This is a genomic window from Mesorhizobium sp. WSM4810, assembly GCF_055811235.1.
In genome coordinates, this window is the sequence record NZ_JBVVQV010000020.1 from 58,545 (window position 1) to 76,069 (window position 17,525).

Genomic DNA, 17,525 nt, shown 5'->3' on the forward strand with positions numbered 1-17,525 from the left:
CATTAAGCAACAGCGGCAACGCCTTGCGAGGTCGCCCTCGACGCAGATTATCCGTCATGAGTTGCTGATTCACGTGTGCAAGCGTCAGCATCTTCCCCAAGGGAAAGCTTTTTGCACAGTTTTGTTATGGGAAGAGCGTGATCGATCGGCCGATTTTTATGCTGCGGAAGACGAATCGACGCAAAGCGCGCCGTCATCTTTGTTGCCATATCGACCTGGCGGCAGCCGGAAAGTGACCGGAGGGCGTTGGCCCGGAGGGCGTTGGCTGCTGTGGCGATGTCGCCAAACGCGCCTATGGAAGGACGTCTATCAGTTCGCTTTCTTCAACTCGCCCCGCGCCTTCGCCGCCGCAACCTGGCGAATGGCGTCGGTGAGCGTGTCAACGTCTTGCGCGCCCATCACCGCATACTTGCCCTCAAGCAGAAAGCACGGCACGCCCGTGATGCCCATGCTCGATGCGGTGCCGATTTCGGTGCGCACCGCCTCGACATCTGCGTCCGTCGGCAAAAGCGTCTCGACGACGAACGCATCCATGCCGGCCTCGCGGGCGGCGTTGATCAGCACGACATGGTCGCCGAGATTGGCGCCTTCCTCGAAATTCAACTGGAACAGACGTCGAACCAGCCGGTTCTGCATGACCTCGCCGGCGGCACCAGCCCAACGGATGAGGCGGTGCGCGTCCAGCGTGTTGGGCGCAACCTTTATGGCGGCGAAGGCGAAATTGATGCCCTCGGCTTCGCCCAATGGCTCGATGCGGGCGTGGATCTCGCTGACGCGTTCGTCACTGCCGAATTTGGCCATCATGTATTCGCGGCGATCCTTGCCTTCGGGCGGGATGGTTGGGTCGAGCTGAAACGGCCGCCAGCGAATATGCACCTCGACCTCGTTTGCCGCGGCGATCGCCTTGTCGAGCCGCTTCTGGCCGATGAAGCACCAGGGGCAGACGACGTCGGAGACCACATCGACGGTAATCGACTTCTCGTCGCTCATCTTGATCTCCTGTTCCGAAGAGGTCACTTCGGCTTGCGCCACCATGTCGGCAGTCGATAACCGGATATGGGGGTCTTTCGCGGATGTTCCAGATAGCTCCAGTAGGCGAGCCATTGCTGCGTGTTGTGCTGCATCGGAACCATATAGTGGCCGGAGATCAACAACCTGTCGAGGACCCGGACGGCGACAACATAATCTTCGCGGCTGCGGGCGTCGACAATCGCCTCAAGTGCTGCATCAATCGCCGGATCGGCGACGCCGGCAAGGTTGAACGACCCTTCGGCATTGGCGGCAGCCGATCCCCAGCGCCCGAACTGCTCGATGCCCGGCGACAGCGAGTTCTCGAAGCCGCTGGCGCCGATCAGCACCTCGAAATTGAAACGTTGCTTACGTGACTGGATCTGGTCGCCGTCAAGGCTGCGGATGGTGACATCGATGCCGATCTTCGCAAGCGTGCGCTGGTAGACGGCGGCAAGGCGCTCCTCGTTCTGGGAGGCGGTCAGGATCTCGAAGCCGAAGGGTTTCTCCTCGGGATCGAGCATCACTCCATCCTGCAAGGCATAGCCCGCGCCCTTGAATATGTCGAAGGCGGCTTTCAGCACCTTGCGGTCCTGGCCCGAGCCGTCGGTGACAGGTGGCCGCCAGGTGCCGTCCATGACATCGGCTGGCACACGACCCGGGTAGGGCGCCAGGAGCGCCTTTTCCCTGTCGTCGGCCGGATGGCCGAGTGCCGACAACTCGGAATTCTGCCAATAGCTCATGGTGCGCATGTACTTGCCGCCAAACAAGTTCTTGTTGGCCCATTCGAAGTCGTAGAGCATGCCGAGCGCGCGTCGAACCACCGGATTGGAAAACTTCTGCAGCCGCGTGTTGAACAGGAACCCCGTCACCACTGGCGGGATGCCGGTGTCGAACGTTTCGGCGATCACGTCGCCCTTGTGGAAGGCCGGGAAGTCGAGATCTCGCTCGCGCTTGACCGGATCGCTGTCGTCAGCGATGGCGCAGATGCCTTTCTTGAAAGCTTCCAGCTTGGCGTTGGCGTTGAGGAAATATTCGATGGTGATCTGGTCGTAATTGTCGAAACCGCGCTTGGCGGGGATGTCCTTGCCCCAATAATTCGGGTTGCGCTTGAACACGATGCGCTGGCCAGGCGCCACATGCGCCACGGTGTAGGGGCCGCTGCCGATCACCGGTTTCAGCGTGGTCCTGTCGAAGGTCGCCTTGTCGAAAGCGTGCTTCGGCACGATCGGCGTCATCGCGATAACCAACGGAGTCTCGCGATTAGCCTTGTCGTTGAATGTAAACCGCACGCTGAGGTCGCCGGTCTTTTCCAGTTTGGCGACCATGCTCATGCGGGCGCTGTAGGGTGGCCGGCCTTTCTCGGTAAAGACCTCGTAGGTGAACAGCACGTCTTCCGCAGTCACCGGTTGACCATCAGACCATTTGGCCCTCGGATCGAGGTGGAATTCGATGCTCTTGCGCTCCGGATCAATGTCGGCAGTGTCGGCAAGCAGGCCGTAAAGACTGAAGGCCTCATCGTCGTTGCGCTGCATCAACGGCTCGAAGACGAGATTGCCGAAAATCCTGTCGATCATGCCGCGTGCCGTCGTGCGCAGGCTCTTCAGGATGAACGGGTTGAGATTGTCGAAGCTGCCAACGACGCAATAGGTGATGCTGCCGCCCTTCGGCGCATCGGGATTGACGTAGTTGAAATGCGCATAGTCGGCCGGCAGCGCCGGCTCGCCCTGCATGGCGATCGCGTGTTTCGGCTCCGACAAGGCCGGCCGGGGCGAAAGGGTGATAATCGCGGCGATCAGCCAAACAAGAACGCGGCCCATGACCGTCTCCTTACCGGGTCGGCTTGTGATTCGGAGCGCACCCTAACATGAGCCGACCGCCTCCCGGCTAATCGCGAGCTCAAGAATTGCGGGTATCGGGCTGGATTCGGCACCGCTTGCAGTGTAACACGCCGTTCGAAGTCATTCTGTTGCCTCATTTCGGCAACAGTTAGCTGGACCACACGGCGCGAAGAAGCCGGTCCCGGGATCATTTGAGAGGAAGTGCACGATATGACGAGCCTGAACAGCAACGCGTACCGCCTGTCGGTCATGGCCGCTGGAGTGGTCGGCTTTTTGGGCGCACAGCTTCCCGCTGCTCTTGCGCAGCAGCAACAGCAGATTCCGCAGGGCTGGTTCAAAGCCTGCACCAAGCAGGAAGACGTCGACATCTGCAATGTCCAGAACATCACCACCGCCGGCAACGGCCAGCTCGTCACCGGCGTCAGCCTGATCGAATTGAAGGGCAAGGTAAACCGCAAGGTGTTCCAGGTGACGGTTCCGAGCGGTCGCCTGATTCCTCCCGGCATTGGCCTCCAGATCGACACCGCGAAGGCGCAGAAGCTCGACTATGTGATCTGCTTCCCCGACCGCTGCGTGGCGGAAGTGCCGCTGACCGATCAGCTCATCAGTTCCTTCAAGAAGGGTTCGAACCTGACGCTGACCTCAGTCAATTTCCAGAACCAGCCGAACCCGATCAAGGTCGCTCTGACCGGCTTCAGCGGCGCCTTCGACGGGCCGCCGCTGCAGCAGTCGGACATCGAGGATCGGCAGAAGAAGCTTCAGGATTTCGTTGCCAAGAACAACCAGGACTTCGCCAAGAAGCTCAAGGAAGAACAGGACAAGGCGAAGACCGCCAACTGATTCCTGGGGCAAACAAGACAATTTCTCAAGCCAACAAAAAGCGGGGTCATGCCCCGCTTTTTTGTTCCGTCCGGCCATTTCTTGATCCGATCCCACGAGGCCCGCAATCGCGTCAGGTCCCCGCGCTTTTCGTCAGCTCAATGTCTTGACTGGCGTCTCGGCTCGTAGCGTCCGTCCGGCCTCTTGTCGAACATCTCGCCGATCTCCGGATGCCGCACCGGTTCGCCAGACCGATCCTCGAGCAGGTTCTGCTCAGACACGTAGGCGATGTATTCCGTTTCCGAATTCTCGGCGAGCAAGTGGTAGAAGGGCTGGTCCTTGCGCGGCCGCACATCCGCCGGGATCGCCTCGTACCATTCGTCGGTGTTGGCGAATTGCGGGTCGACATCGAAAATGATGCCGCGGAACGGAAACAGCCGGTGGCGGACCACCTGTCCGATCGAAAATTTGGCTGTTTTCATCATGGTACTCACCACTAAGTCCTAGAGTGCCGCGTCCTTGGAATGCGCAAAGACTCCCTAAGACCTTGAATTTACGCGTTACGCTTCAAAAAATCGAGCCCGACTTATGGCTGATACCTGACCTATTTGACGCAGACGCCGCATGATTTCAATGCCGAACGCTTGACGCCACGCCAAGCTACGGGCCAGCCCGCCCTGTGCTAGCGCCGGATCTGTTTCCTTAAGCCGCCGGCGAGCGCTGCAAAACCACTGCCGGGCCGCAGCCCCTCGCGCATGAAAAAGGCGCGGAGCGGCGCGAAGCCGCCGAGCACGCCAAGGCCAGCACTGCGCGCCATCTGTGCCGGCAGCATCTGCGAGAGCAGCGATTTGTTGAGCAGGTTGACCGCATTACTGCGCGCCAGGATGTCGGGCCGGCGCTTGAAATCATAGGCTGCGAGGGCCTTGACGGCGCCCGGGTCATCCCTGTTTTTGCAAGCAATTCCAATCAGATCATCGATATCCCTGATACCAAGGTTGAGACCTTGTGCGCCGATCGGCGGAAACACATGGGCGGCTTCGCCGACAAGTGCGACCCGGTTGCGCGCGAAGCACCGCGGCGTCACGCCGGAAAGCTGGTAGATCTGCCGGCCGGGTTCGACGGAAACCCGGCCCAGCATCGATTGCATCCGCTGTTCGACCCGCATCGAAAGCGCCGCGTCGTCCAGTGCGGCGAGTTCCTTCGCCGTTTCCGGCTCTACCACCCAGACAAGGCTGGACCGGTTGCCGGGCAGGGGAACCTGGGTGAACGGGCCGGTCTCGGTGTGGAACTCGGTCGACGTGAAAGAGTGGTCGCTGCGGTGGCCGAAATTGAGAACCAACGCCGCCTGCGGATAGGACCGCGCCGACGTCGAGATGCCGGCAGCCTCGCGGGCCGGCGACAAACGGCCATCGGCAGCGACGGCCAGCGATGCCGTGATCTCGCTGCCGTCAGGCAGGATCGCATGCGCATGGTCGCCGTCCAGGCGCCAGGTCTCCACCATCGCTTTTCGCCATTCGATGCCGGAATGGGCGGCAACAACACTGGCAAGCGCGGGGTTGAGCGCACTATTGGGTAAATTCAGCCCAAACTGCTGCTCGCCGATTTCGCTGGCGCGGAAAATGACCACCGGGCTGCGGATCAGCCGGCTGGTTGCATCGACGATGCGCATCACCTTCAGCGGTGCGGCCTGGGACCTCACCGCATCGAGGACGCCCAACCGCTCGAGGATCTTCAGGGCCGGGTTCATCAGGGCCGTCGTGCGGCCGTCCTGGCCATTTGCCTCGGGTCCGACGAGCGTCACGGGAAGGCCGGCGTCTGCGAAACCAAGCGCTGCAATCAGCCCTGCCGGGCCACTGCCGGCCACCAGTATCCGTGCTGTTTCCCGACGGTCCAATTCGGCTTCCCGGTTCCGATGCGAGGCGGTTGGTCCGACCTGAGGAGCATATAGATCAGATCATGCGGCTTGATCAACGCGGCGATTCGGCCCATTCGACTGCCATGACCGCCGAAGACCATGATTTCAGTCATCTCGACCGTTTCGGCCGCGCAGCGGCGAGCGTCTCGCGCAATCCTCGACTGGCGGTGAACATCGTTTTGGGCGCCGCCGTCGTCCTGGCATGGCTGTTGCTTGGCGCCATGGCCATACGTGGCGCCGAAAGCCGGGTTCCGGGCGTGGATGCACCCGGCGACACGATGCTCAGGCACCTGCCGGGGCTGCCGCTGCCGGATCTTCTCGAGCGCTTCTTCAGCCTTTGTCTTGCACCTGCGCCGCTCGACGGCGGCGTCGGCGCGCAGGCCGGAGCGCTCATCGTCATGTGGTTCCTGATGGCGGTCGCCACCATGCTGCCTTCGGCGGCGCCGATGATCCGCACCTATTGCGAGATTGCCGATACCGCGCGGATCAAGGGCGAAGCGGTCGTCCATCCGCTGATCCTGGTCGCCGGTTACCTCAGCGTGTGGTTGGCTGCGTCGGCAGTGTTTGCGGCGCTGACGCTCATCGTTCACGCCTTCGCCTCATCTGTGCAGATGCTCGATCCGGTGGTCGGAGCGACAGGAGCGGCTGCGCTTCTGGTTGCTGGCCTCTATCAGTTCAGCGGCCTGAAGGAAGCCTGCCTGACAAAATGCAAAAGCCCGTTCTCGATCCTGTTTTCGAACTGGAGCGCGAGGCCCGGCCGCATTTTCCGGCTCGGCATGGAGCAGGGCGTCTGGTGCCTCGGCTGCTGCTGGGCGCTGATGCTGGTGATGTTCGCCGTCGGTGTGATGAACGTGTTCTGGTTGGCGTTGATCGGCCTGTTCACCTTGATCGAAAAACAGACGGCGGGCAGGCTGCCAACCCGGGTCGCCGGTGCGATACTGCTTGTCTGGGCAACCGCCCTGCTAGTAGTCTCGGCATAGGGAGAGAATTCTATGGCGGATCAAGGCTGGGCAATGAAAGGAGAGTTGGTGCTCTCCTGCAATTGCACGGTTTTTTGTCCTTGCGTGCTCTCTCTCGGCAGTCATCCGCCGACCGAGGGCTATTGTCAGACCTGGGCGGGGTTCCGCATCGACGCCGGCCATTTCGGCGAGGTCGAGCTTTCCGGCCTCAATCTTGGGCTGGTCATGGAAATCCCCGGCTATATGAGCCGCGGCAACTGGACCGCCGGACTGTTCATCGACAAGCGCGCCTCAGTCTACGCGGTAAAGGCGCTGACCAGGATTTTCACCGGCAAGGCTGGCGGGACCACCTCGCTGCTCTCCATCCTGGTCGGAAAGTTCCTCGGCGTCGAGCAGGCGCCGATCACCTATGAGACGCGCGACAGGACCCGAATCTTCCAGATCCCGAAGATCATCGATGGAGCCGTAACGCCGATTTCCGGCAAGGACCGCGACAAGGATACGGTGATCAGCAATTCGGAGTACTGGATCGCACCGGAAATCATCGTCGCCAGGTCCGACAAGAGCAAGATGCGGGCCTTCGGCCGCAACTGGAATTTTGCCGGCCGCTCGGCCGAAATCTGCAAGCTGGACTGGCGGGGCCCGTGAGCAAAAAAACAACGGCCAGAAAAATCACGGCCGGAAAAATCACGGCCAGGAAAATCGCCGACAAGATTCCGAGGCCGAAGAAGAAAGTCACATGGCCGCAGGCGCGCGCGTTTTCGGTGCATCTGCTGACCGCATCAGGTTCGTTCCTGGCGTTCCTGTCGCTGGTGGCGGCGAGCGAGCAGCGCTGGACGGCGATGTTCTGGTGGCTGGGGCTGGCGCTGTTCGTCGACGGCATCGACGGGCCGATCGCAAGGAAGCTCGAGGTCAAGGAAATCCTGCCGACGTGGTCGGGCGAAGTCCTCGACAACATCATCGATTACGTCACCTATGTGCTGATACCGGCCTTCGCGCTTTACCAGCGCGGCTTCATGGGCGAGGGCCTGTCGTTCCTGTCGGCGGCGATCATCGTCGTGTCGAGCGCGATCTACTACGCCGACACCGGGATGAAGACCAAGGAGAATTTCTTCAAGGGGTTTCCCGTGGTCTGGAACATGGTGGTGTTCACGCTGTTCGTCATCGAGCCGGGACAATGGGTTTCCTTCGCCGTGGTCGTGGTGGCCGGCATCCTGACCTTTGTTCCGATCAATTTCATCCACCCGGTGCGGGTGGCGCGGCTGCGGCCGATCAACCTTGGCATGACGCTGCTATGGTGCGCTTTCGGAGCGCTGGCGCTGGCGCAGGCAGCTCTTGCCGCCTTCTACGACCAGATCGGCGTCCTGGGCGAGCAGGTGAGTGTCTTCACCAAGATCGGCATCACGGTCACCGGACTTTACCTCGCATGCATCGGCGGTATCATGCAGCTCTTTCCAACGCTCGGCGCCAAGAAAACCTGATCCCATAGAGTCTGGTCCCAAGAGAGCCTCATCAATGTCCAAAGCAATACGCATCCACGCCCATGGCGGTCCGGAGGTCCTGACCTATGAGGACGCCGATCCGGGCCAACCCGGCTCGGGGCAAATCCTGGTCAGGCACACGGCGATCGGCCTCAATTTCATCGACGTCTATCATCGCTCCGGCCTTTACCCGCCGCCAGGCGGTTTCCCGCTGATACCCGGCGGCGAGGCGGCCGGGGTGGTGGTGGAAGTGGGCGCGGACGTCGACTGGCTGAAGCCGGGCGATCGCATCGCCTACGCCGTGACGACTGGCGCCTACGCCGAACAACGCGTGATCGCCGCCGATCGCGTCGTCAAGGTGCCGGACGGCATCAGCGACGAACAGGCGGCCGCCATGATGCTGAAAGGGATGACGGCGGAATATCTGCTGCGCCGTACCTTCGAGGTGAAGGCGGGCGACACGATCCTGTTTCACGCGGCGGCCGGCGGCGTCGGGCTGATCCTCGGCCAATGGGCCAAGCATCTCGGCGCAACCGTGATCGGCACCGCCAGCTCCGCCCACAAGATCGAGCTCGCCAAGGCGCATGGCTTCGACCACGTCATCAACTACCGCGAGCAGGACTTCGTCGCCGGCGTCCTCGCCATCACCGGCGGCAAGAAGTGCGACGTCGTCTATGATTCGGTCGGCAACGACACCTTTCCGGCTTCGCTCGACTGCCTGAAGCCGCTCGGCATGTTCGCCAGCTTCGGCCAATCGTCGGGACCGGTCCCGCCGTTCAGCATGTCCTTGCTGGCGCAGAAAGGTTCGCTGTTTGCAACCCGTCCAACACTGTTCGTCTACAACGCCAGGCGCGAAGACCTGGAGGCGTCCGCCGCCGCGCTGTTCGAAATCGTGCTCAGCGGCGCGGTCAAGATCAAGATCAATCAGCGCTACGCGCTCCAGGACGCCGGCAGGGCGCATTCCGACCTCGAAGGCCGCAGGACGACCGGGACAACCATTTTTGTCCCCTGAGCCTTGCCATCGCTTGGAGCGACCTGCGTCCACTTGGACGCACAAAAGCACGCTCTGACATTTTGAATCTGCGCATCGTGCTTTCCGAAAATCGATTTCGATTTTCGGGCCGATGCGTTAGGTTTCCGCTGAAATTCTTGAAGCTCTTTCAAGACGGGTGCCGCTTTGCGACGACAGCAGGCCACGCATACCATGCCTGCGGGAACACAGAACATATCTGGCAAACCAGATGGGAGGCACTGTGAGTGCAAATCAGGACGACGCCAACCTGCTTGAGGTTCGTGGCCTTACCAAGACGTTCGGCACACTGACAGCGTGCGACCATATCGATCTCATCGTCGCAAAAGGCGAAATCCATGCGTTGCTCGGCGAGAACGGCGCCGGCAAGTCGACGCTCGTCAAAATGCTGTTCGGAACGCTGGAGCCCAATTCGGGCGAGATTTTCTGGAACGGCCAGACGGCCACGATCACCAATCCCGGCTTTGCGAAGAAGCTTGGCATCGGCATGGTGTTCCAGCATTTTTCGCTGTTCGAGGCACTGACGGCGGCCGAGAACATCGCGCTGTCGCTGGACGACGGTTCGCCGATCAGCACGATCGCCGCGAAGGCGAGGGCGCTTTCCTATAGCTACGGCCTGCCGCTCGATCCGCAATCGCTGGTCGGCGACCTCTCGGTCGGTGAGCGCCAGCGTATCGAGATCATCCGCTGTCTGCTGCAGACGCCGCAGCTCATCATCCTCGACGAGCCGACCTCGGTGCTGACGCCGCAGGAGGCCGACAAGCTGTTCGAGACGCTCGAACGGCTGCGCTCGGAAGGAAAGTCCATCCTCTACATTTCGCACCGGCTGGAAGAGGTCAAGCGTATCTGCGACCGCGCTACCGTGCTGCGCCACGGCAAGGTCGTTGGCCATTGCAATCCGCGCAAGGAAACCGCGGCATCGCTGGCGCGCATGATGGTCGGCAACGACGTGCAGGCCGTGGTGCGCGCGCCGGCCCAGGGTATCGAGACTGCGCAGCCGCTGCTTGAAATCCGCGCGCTCAGCCGCAAGCCCGCAACGCCGTTCTCGATCCCGCTCAGAAACATCAACCTGGCCGTACGCGCCGGCGAAGTGATCGGCATTGCAGGCGTCGCCGGCAACGGCCAGGGCGAGTTCTTCGAATCCGTTTCCGGTGAGGTGCCGCAGCAGGATGCCGCCTCGGTGCGTATCCGCGGCAAGGACGCCGGCCACCTCAGCATCACCGGCAGACGGCAGATGGGCGCTGCCTTCGTGCCGGAAGAGCGGCTCGGCCACGGTGCAGCACCGCGCATGAAGCTTTCGGAAAACCTGCTGCTGTCGCGCCATGCCACCGACGGCAAGGTTTTTGTCGGCGCCGGCGGAATGGTCAAAAGCGATGCGATCTATGCAGCTGCCCAACGCATCATCAAGGCGATGGATGTGCGCAAGAGCGCTGCGGACCCGGAGGCGGCAGCGCTTTCAGGCGGCAACCTGCAGAAATTCATCGTCGGCCGCGAACTCGACCGCAGGCCAAGCGTCATGGTCGTCAATCAGCCGACCTGGGGCGTCGACGCCGGTGCGGCCGCCCATATCAGGCAGACGCTTATCGAATTGGCGCGCAGCGGCTCGGCAGTGCTGGTCATCAGCCAGGATCTCGACGAATTGTTCGAGATATCCGACGCGATCGCGGTGATGCACAATGGCGAGTTGTCGAAGCCTTTGCCGATCGCCGAGGCGACGTTCGAAAAGATCGGACTGCTGATGGGCGGGGCCGAGCCGGGCCACGCCGAACACGCTCTGGAGACGTCATGATGCGCCTCGAACTCGTCAAACGGCCGCAGCGCTCGATGCTGTTCTCGGCGCTGTCGCCCTTCATTGCATTCGTGCTGACGATCATTGCCGGCGCCATCCTGTTCGCGCTGCTTGGCGTCAATCCCTTGAAGGCGTTCCAAATCTACTTCCTCGAGCCTGTCAGTCAGGTCTGGCAGCTGCATGAGCTGGCGATCAAGGCGGCACCGCTCATCCTGATCGGGGTCGGCCTGTCGGTTTGCTACAGAGCCAACATCTGGAACATCGGCGCGGAAGGCCAGTTCATCCTGGGCGGCATCGTCGGATCGAGCATTCCGGTGCTGTTTCCGCAGTTTGAAGGGCCCCTGGTGCTGCCGCTGATGCTGCTGTTCGGCATGGTCGGCGGTGCCGCCTACGCCGCCATTCCCGCCCTGCTCAAGGCGCGCTTCAACACCAACGAGATCCTGACCAGCCTGATGCTGGTCTATGTCGCGCAGCTGTTCCTCGACTGGCTGGTGCGCGGGCCGTGGCGCGATCCGAAGGGTTTCAATTTCCCGCAGACGACACAGTTCAACGACTCGGCGATATTGCCGGAACTGATGCCGGCCTCCGGCCGCGCCAATTGGGGTTTCGTGTTCGCGCTGGTCGCGGCGGTGCTGGTCTGGATCCTGATGAGCCGCATGCTGAAAGGCTTTGAGGTCCGCGTGCTCGGCTCAAGCCCCAGGGCAGGGCGCTTCGCCGGCTTCGGCATCCACCGGATGGTGTTCTTCGCCTTCATGCTATCGGGGGCACTGGCCGGACTTGCCGGCATCTCGGAAGTCTCCGGCGCCATCGGCCAGCTGCAGCCGGTGATTTCGCCCGGCTACGGCTTTGCCGCCATCATCGTGGCGTTCCTCGGCCGGCTCAATCCATTAGGCATTGTCGCGGCGGGCCTGGTGCTGGCGCTGACCTATCTTGGCGGCGAGGCGGTGCAAAGCGCGCTCGGCATCTCCGACAAGGTGGCGCGCGTGTTCCAGGGCATGCTCCTGTTCTTCGTGCTCGGCTGCGACACGCTCATTCACTACCGCATTCGTCTGATCGGCCTGGCTGCGCCGACGCTTGAAGCCGCGCCGAAGCTGGAGGAGGCCCGCTGATGGACATCACCGTCAACATTCTTTTGACCATCGCAACCGCGGCGACGCCTTTGCTGATTGCGGCGATCGGCGAGCTGGTGGTCGAACGTTCCGGCGTGCTCAATCTCGGCGTCGAAGGCATGATGATCATGGGGGCGGTCGGCGGTTTCGGCGCCGGCTATCTCACCGGATCGCCATGGATCGGGTTGTTGGCGGCGATCGCCCTGGGTGCGGTGTTTTCACTGCTGTTCGCCGTCATGACCTTGTCGCTGGCCACCAACCAGGTGGCGACCGGCCTGTCGCTGACACTGCTCGGCCTAGGGCTTTCCGGCATGATGGGCACCAGCTTTGTCGGCCAGCCCGGCGCGAGGCTGCCAAACCTCGACATTCCCGGCCTGACGGCGATGCCCGTCATCGGCAGGTTGCTGTTCGGCCAGGACCCGATCTTCTACATCTCGATTGCATTGACCGCCGCCGTCATGTGGTTCCTGTTCAAGACCCGCACCGGGCTGACGCTGCGCTCGATCGGCGACAGCCACACATCGGCCCATGCGCTTGGCATCGAGGTCATCCGCTACCGCTACCTGGCGGTGATCTTCGGCGGCGCCTGTGCGGGCCTTGCCGGAGGGCACCTGTCGCTGGTGTATACGCCGCAATGGGTGGAGAACATGACCGCCGGACGCGGCTGGATTGCGCTGGCGCTGGTCGTGTTCGCATCATGGCGGCCATGGCGGGTGCTGGCGGGCGCCTATATCTTCGGCGCGGTCTGGATCGGCCAGCTTCATGCACAGGCTTTTGGCATTCCGGTTCCCTCGCAACTGCTTTCTTCGTTGCCCTATCTGGCAACCATCGTGGTTCTCGTTCTAATCTCGCGCAACAAGCGTTTGACGATGATGAACACACCGGCTTCCTTGGGGCAGCCATTCGTTCCGGATCGCTGACGATAAAAGACAAACGGGAAGCTCCAAGGCTTAACTCAGAGAGGTAACACGATGAAAAAACTGCTTATTGCGCTGATGACCGCGGCGGCGGCATTGTCGCTGGCGGCGACCGCCGAAGCGCAGGAAAAGCTGAAAGCCTGTTGGGTCTATACCGGCCCGATCGGTGATTTCGGCTATTCGTACCAGCATGACCAGGGCCGCCTGGACGTGGAGAAGGCGCTCGGCGACAAGGTCGAGACCGCTTATCTGGAGAACGTCTCCGAGGGTCCCGATGCCGATCGTGCCTTCGAGCGCCTGGCGCGCGAAGGATGCAAGATCATTTTCGGTACGTCCTTCGGCTTCATGGACCCCGAAGTGAAGGTCGCCAAGAAATTTCCCGACGTGATGTTCGAACACGCGACCGGCTACAAGACATCAGAAAATCTCGGCATCTACAACGCACGCTTCTACGAAGGCCGCTACATCCTCGGCCAGATCGCCGCCAAGCAATCGAAGTCGGGCGTCGCCGGCTACATCGTTTCGTTCCCGATTCCCGAAGTGGTGATGGGTATCAATTCCTTCATGCTCGGCGCCCAGTCGATCAAGCCGGATTTCAAGGCGAAGATCGTCTGGATCAATTCATGGTTCGATCCGGGCAAGGAAGCCGATGCCGCCAAGGCTCTGTTCGACCAGGGCGCCGACATCATCGTCCAGCACACCGACTCGACCGCTGCCCTGCAAGTCGCCGAAGAGCGCGGACTGCAGGGCTTCGGCCAGTCTTCGGACATGATCAAGTTCGCCCCCAAGGCGCAGTTGACCTCGATCGTCGACGATTGGGGCCCGTACTATATCGGCCGGGTGAAGGCCGCGCTCGACGGCACATGGAAACCCGGCAATGTCTGGCTGGGCATCAAGGACGGCGCCGTTAAAATGGCCCCTTACACCAACATGCCCGACGACGTGAAGGCGATGGCGGAAGCCACCGAGAAGAAGATCGTCGAAGGATGGAACCCGTTCACCGGCCCGATCGCCAAGCAGGACGGCACGCCGTGGCTGAAGGAAGGCGACGTCTCCGACGACCCGACGCTGCTCGGCATGAACTTCTACGTCAAGGGCGTCGACGACAAGCTGCCGCAGTAAGCGCAAGATGGGCCAAAATCTTGACAGGAAGGGCGCCGCGCGGCGCCCTTTCGTTTAGCAAGAGCCCGAAATAGGGATCGATTTCGGGAAGGGTCATGCGCAAAATCAGGTGTGATGTTATGCGGCGTCCTTTGCCGCCCGAAAGGACGCGGCGCCGTAGGGCGAGATGCGGTCAGACCGCTGAGCCGTAAAGATCGTAGGCGTCGGCACGGTCGATCTTGACGGTCACGACATCGCCGGCGCGCAACGGACGCCGCGACTGGATATGCACCGAGCCGTCGATTTCGGGTGCGTCGTATCTGGTGCGGCCCTTCGCCGAGGTGCCATGCGCCTCGTCGATCAGCACTGGCAGACGCTTGCCGACCTTCCTGGCGAGTTGCGTTGCCGAGATCTTCTGCTGGCGCTGCATGAAACGGTGCCAGCGCGCCTCCTTGATCTCCTGCGGTACCTGTTCGAGGCCGAGGTCGTTGGAGCGGGCGCCCCTGACCGGCTCGTATTTGAAGCAGCCGGCGCGGTCGATCCTGGCTTCGTCCAGCCAGTCGAGCAGCATCTCGAAATCGTCGTCCGTCTCGCCGGGGAAGCCGACGATGAAGGTGGAGCGGATCGCCAGATCCGGACAGATTTCGCGCCAGCCGCGAATGCGGTCGAGCGTCTTTTCGCCATGGGCGGGCCGACGCATGTTCTTCAGCACTCGCGGCGAGGCGTGCTGGAAAGGAATGTCGAGGTAGGGAAGGATCGTTCCTTCGGCCATCAGCGGGATGACATCGGCGACATGCGGGTAGGGATAGACGTAGTGCATGCGTACCCAGACGCCGAGCTTGCCGAGTTCCTCCGACAGATCGAGGAATTTGGCCCGCACTTCGCGATCGCCGAACATGCTGGTCTGGTATTTGATGTCGATGCCGTAGGCGCTGGTGTCCTGCGAGATCACCAGGATTTCCTTGACGCCGGCCTTGGCCAGTTTCTCGGCCTCGCGCAGCACGTCGGCCGCCGGCCGCGAAACGAGATCGCCGCGCAACGCCGGGATGATGCAGAACGTGCAGCGGTTGTTGCAGCCCTCCGAAATCTTGAGATAGGCATAGTGGCGCGGCGTGAGCTTGACGCCTTGCGGCGGCAACAGATCGACATAGGGATCGTGGCTCGGGGGCGCGGCCTCATGCACCGCGGCCATCACGCTCTCGTAGGCCTGCGGACCGGTGATGGCGAGAACGTTGGGATGTTTTTCGCGGATGACGTCCGGTTCGGCGCCGAGACAGCCGGTGACGATGACCCTGCCGTTCTCCGAAAGGGCGGAGCCGATGGCATTGAGCGATTCATCGCGAGCCGAATCGAGAAAGCCGCAGGTGTTGACGACGACCAGATCGGCGCCGTCATGCTTGCGCGCGATCTCATAGCCCTCGGCGCGCAGGCGCGTGATGATGCGCTCCGAGTCCACGAGGGCTTTGGGGCATCCAAGGCTGACGAAACTGACGCGAGGGGCAGACATTTGCGGTTTCCAATGGACGCGGGCCGGAAACCCTTAGGCCCGGCCCGGAAGTCTCGATGCATGTTGATCTTTTGAACTTTCGCAGAAGCTCAATTCGCACGGCGCAATAGCATAGTTCCGCAATCAGGCAAACCGAGGAATGGCTTGGCGCCTCGGGCGGGCCTGCACGCTAAGACCGGCACTGCTCAGGTTTCAATGGCCGCCCGGCCCGAACCAGGGCGCCAGGAACGCAAACTGTTCGGGCCACTGCTGCACAGCACCATCCAGAAGCATCTTCACGGCGACATAGAAAATGATCACCAGGCCGATATAGGCGATCCAGCGGTACTTATGCAGGAGGCGAGCGACAAACGAAGCGGCGAAGCCCATCAGCGCAATCGACAGCGCCAAGCCGATGATCAGGACCGTCGGATGGTCCATCGCCGCGCCGGCGACTGCAAGGACGTTGTCGAGAGACATCGAAACGTCGGCAATGACGATCTGCCAGGCTGCCTGAGCGAAGGTCTTGCGCGGCCCCTTGCCGCCAATCGTCCCGCTTTTGTCATAATCGACATTCGACAACGCTTCCGTCGCGTCATGTTCCTGCTCGTAGCTGACACGCAACTCGCGCCACATCTTCCAGCACACCCAAAGCAGCAGCAGGCCGCCGGCTATGAGGAGAATGGGGCCGATGGTGAGAAGCCACTGGGTGATCAGAGCGAAGAAGATGCGAAGCACGGTGGCCGCCGCAATGCCGACGAGAATCGCCTTCTTGCGCTGATCCGACGGCAGGCCCGCCGCAGCAAGGCCGATGACGATGGCATTGTCGCCGGCAAGCACAAGGTCGATGGCAATGACCTGGAGCAGGGCCGCGAGGCCGGCGGCGGTAAAAATTTCCATCAGCTGGAATTTCCTTGCTTGGTCGCCAATCGTTCGTGCCCGGACGCCCTAACGTGTATGGTTCCCGTGCGTCAAGGCTCCACTGCGATAAAGACGGCAAACTGCCTATCGCGGGCGACATCTCCAGCAGCCGGTGAAAGCTGCCAATCGAACGGCGCCCCGGTCGTCAGGACGCATTGCACCGCAGACGTCCGCTCACAGTGCAGGCCTCAAACGAGGGTGGAGCGCAGAGGACAGGGTTGAAGCGCGCCGCCAGCGCAATAGATTTCGGGGACCGAAGAGTACGATGCCTAAAGTGTTCCTCACAGGAGAGGCTCGTGACGTCTGACGACAACACACCCGTCCTTTCCGGGGCACCAATCCTTTCCGGGGCAATCGGGGAATACCGCGAGTTCGATCCTGCGGCCGCACTCGAAGGGCATTTCCAGTGTGCCTGGTCCAATACATTGCGCCCGGACGCGGCGAGCCTGTCGGCCGTGGTCCCCGACGGCTGCGTCGACATCACCTGGATTGACGGCGATCTGGTCGTGGCGGGCCCCGACGTGGCCGTTGCCCTCTCTACTCTGACACCTGGCTCTACGGTGATCGGCGCCCGCTTCCGACCGGGTGCGGCAAGCCGATGGCTCGGCCTGCCGATGTCGGAAATCGTCGGCGGCCGGGTGGCGCTCAGCCACTTCTGGGGAGCGCTTGCGCGCGAAATCGCCGAAAAAATTGGCGAGGCGTCCTCGACGATAGAGCGGATGCGGGCGATGCAAGCGGCACTCTGCAGGCTTGCGCCGGATGTCGAGCCGCCGCCTGCGGACATGGGATTTGCCTTCAACGCGCTGAAAACCGAATCCGCCGGTCCGGGCATGGCGGTGATCCTCGACCGGCTCGACGTCAGCCCGCGAACGCTTCGCCGCCGCTGCCAGGAGGCTTTCGGCTATGGCCCGAAGACGCTCGACCGCATCCTCCGCTTCCAGCGGTTCCTGAACCTGGCGCGGCAGTCCACCGAGCCGCGCCTGGCCGGTCTGGCGTTCGAGGCGGGCTATTCCGACCAGGCGCATCTGACGCGCGAGGTGCGGCGCCTGTCGGGCTTCTCGCCGGCGACGGTTCTGCGGCAGCTCGGCGCCTGAGCTGGCCGTTTCGTTCAATACGCCACCGCCAACGCGGCCTAGTCTGCCTTCGTTG

General features: G+C 62.1%; 16 protein-coding genes. 10 read left to right on the plus strand and 6 right to left on the minus strand.

Annotated elements, in window-relative coordinates; translation table 11 throughout:
- Nucleotides 1-309: 309 nt before the first annotated feature.
- Nucleotides 310-990, minus strand: a complete 681-nt coding sequence (locus AC0L3O_RS24745; RefSeq protein ID WP_473616876.1) for a DsbA family oxidoreductase — start codon at nucleotides 988-990, stop codon at nucleotides 310-312.
- 23 nt (nucleotides 991-1,013) lie between these two features.
- The gene (locus tag AC0L3O_RS24750; protein ID WP_473616877.1) at nucleotides 1,014-2,828 is read right to left on the minus strand and encodes an extracellular solute-binding protein; all 1,815 of its coding nucleotides are present in this window, start codon (nucleotides 2,826-2,828) and stop codon (nucleotides 1,014-1,016) included.
- Between the two features lie 231 nt (nucleotides 2,829-3,059).
- Here AC0L3O_RS24750 and AC0L3O_RS24755 point away from each other — a divergent pair, with 231 nt between their 5' ends.
- Entirely contained in the window at nucleotides 3,060-3,689 is a 630-nt protein-coding gene (locus tag AC0L3O_RS24755; protein WP_023801844.1) for an invasion associated locus B family protein, read from the plus strand.
- A 137-nt stretch (nucleotides 3,690-3,826) separates the two neighbouring features.
- On the opposite strand, the gene hspQ is transcribed toward AC0L3O_RS24755, so the two are convergent.
- Together hspQ and AC0L3O_RS24765 are read right to left on the minus strand one after the other, a co-directional pair.
- Nucleotides 3,827-4,150 carry a heat shock protein HspQ gene (gene hspQ, locus AC0L3O_RS24760; protein WP_023801843.1) on the minus strand — a complete coding sequence of 108 codons (324 nt, stop codon included), beginning with the start codon at nucleotides 4,148-4,150 and terminating at the stop codon, nucleotides 3,827-3,829.
- Nucleotides 4,151-4,350: 200 nt separating this feature from the next.
- Nucleotides 4,351-5,562, minus strand: a complete 1,212-nt coding sequence (locus AC0L3O_RS24765) for a UbiH/UbiF family hydroxylase (protein ID WP_473616878.1) — start codon at nucleotides 5,560-5,562, stop codon at nucleotides 4,351-4,353.
- A gap of 62 nt (nucleotides 5,563-5,624) precedes the next feature.
- Here AC0L3O_RS24765 and AC0L3O_RS24770 point away from each other — a divergent pair, with 62 nt between their 5' ends.
- From AC0L3O_RS24770 to AC0L3O_RS24805, 8 genes are all read left to right on the plus strand, one after another.
- A complete protein-coding gene (locus tag AC0L3O_RS24770) occupies nucleotides 5,625-6,563 on the plus strand; it encodes a DUF2182 domain-containing protein (RefSeq protein WP_287342571.1) in 939 nt (312 codons plus the stop codon).
- 12 nt (nucleotides 6,564-6,575) lie between these two features.
- Nucleotides 6,576-7,190 (plus strand): DUF1326 domain-containing protein, encoded by a 615-nt coding sequence (locus AC0L3O_RS24775; RefSeq protein WP_023801840.1) that lies wholly within the window; start codon nucleotides 6,576-6,578, stop codon nucleotides 7,188-7,190.
- Nucleotides 7,187-8,023, plus strand: a complete 837-nt coding sequence (gene pcsA, locus AC0L3O_RS24780; protein ID WP_287342573.1) for a phosphatidylcholine synthase — start codon at nucleotides 7,187-7,189, stop codon at nucleotides 8,021-8,023. Before AC0L3O_RS24775 ends, pcsA begins: the two co-directional genes overlap by 4 nt.
- A 34-nt stretch (nucleotides 8,024-8,057) precedes the next feature.
- Complete coding sequence (locus AC0L3O_RS24785; protein WP_287342575.1) at nucleotides 8,058-9,035, plus strand: quinone oxidoreductase family protein; 978 nt, start codon at nucleotides 8,058-8,060, stop codon at nucleotides 9,033-9,035.
- A 229-nt stretch (nucleotides 9,036-9,264) separates the two neighbouring features.
- The gene (locus AC0L3O_RS24790) at nucleotides 9,265-10,842 is read left to right on the plus strand and encodes an ABC transporter ATP-binding protein (protein WP_473616880.1); all 1,578 of its coding nucleotides are present in this window, start codon (nucleotides 9,265-9,267) and stop codon (nucleotides 10,840-10,842) included.
- Nucleotides 10,839-11,951 carry an ABC transporter permease gene (locus AC0L3O_RS24795; protein WP_287342579.1) on the plus strand — a complete coding sequence of 371 codons (1,113 nt, stop codon included), beginning with the start codon at nucleotides 10,839-10,841 and terminating at the stop codon, nucleotides 11,949-11,951. The genes AC0L3O_RS24790 and AC0L3O_RS24795 overlap by 4 nt, the downstream gene beginning before the upstream one ends.
- Nucleotides 11,951-12,871, plus strand: a complete 921-nt coding sequence (locus tag AC0L3O_RS24800; RefSeq protein ID WP_027151731.1) for an ABC transporter permease — start codon at nucleotides 11,951-11,953, stop codon at nucleotides 12,869-12,871. The genes AC0L3O_RS24795 and AC0L3O_RS24800 overlap by 1 nt, the downstream gene beginning before the upstream one ends.
- 51 nt (nucleotides 12,872-12,922) lie before the next feature.
- Nucleotides 12,923-13,990 (plus strand): BMP family ABC transporter substrate-binding protein, encoded by a 1,068-nt coding sequence (locus AC0L3O_RS24805; protein WP_473616881.1) that lies wholly within the window; start codon nucleotides 12,923-12,925, stop codon nucleotides 13,988-13,990.
- Nucleotides 13,991-14,162: 172 nt separating this feature from the next.
- Here AC0L3O_RS24805 and rimO read toward each other — a convergent pair whose 3' ends face one another.
- Both rimO and AC0L3O_RS24815 read right to left on the minus strand, forming a co-directional pair.
- On the minus strand, nucleotides 14,163-15,476 hold the full coding sequence (gene rimO / locus AC0L3O_RS24810; RefSeq protein ID WP_023801833.1) for a 30S ribosomal protein S12 methylthiotransferase RimO: 1,314 nt from the start codon (nucleotides 15,474-15,476) through the stop codon (nucleotides 14,163-14,165).
- Between the two features lie 192 nt (nucleotides 15,477-15,668).
- Nucleotides 15,669-16,355, minus strand: a complete 687-nt coding sequence (locus AC0L3O_RS24815) for a TerC family protein (RefSeq protein WP_023801832.1) — start codon at nucleotides 16,353-16,355, stop codon at nucleotides 15,669-15,671.
- A 317-nt stretch (nucleotides 16,356-16,672) separates the two neighbouring features.
- On the opposite strand from AC0L3O_RS24815, the gene AC0L3O_RS24820 reads away from it, so the two are divergent.
- Nucleotides 16,673-17,470, plus strand: a complete 798-nt coding sequence (locus AC0L3O_RS24820) for a helix-turn-helix domain-containing protein (protein WP_128172543.1) — start codon at nucleotides 16,673-16,675, stop codon at nucleotides 17,468-17,470.
- The last annotated feature ends 55 nt before the right edge of the window (nucleotides 17,471-17,525 follow it).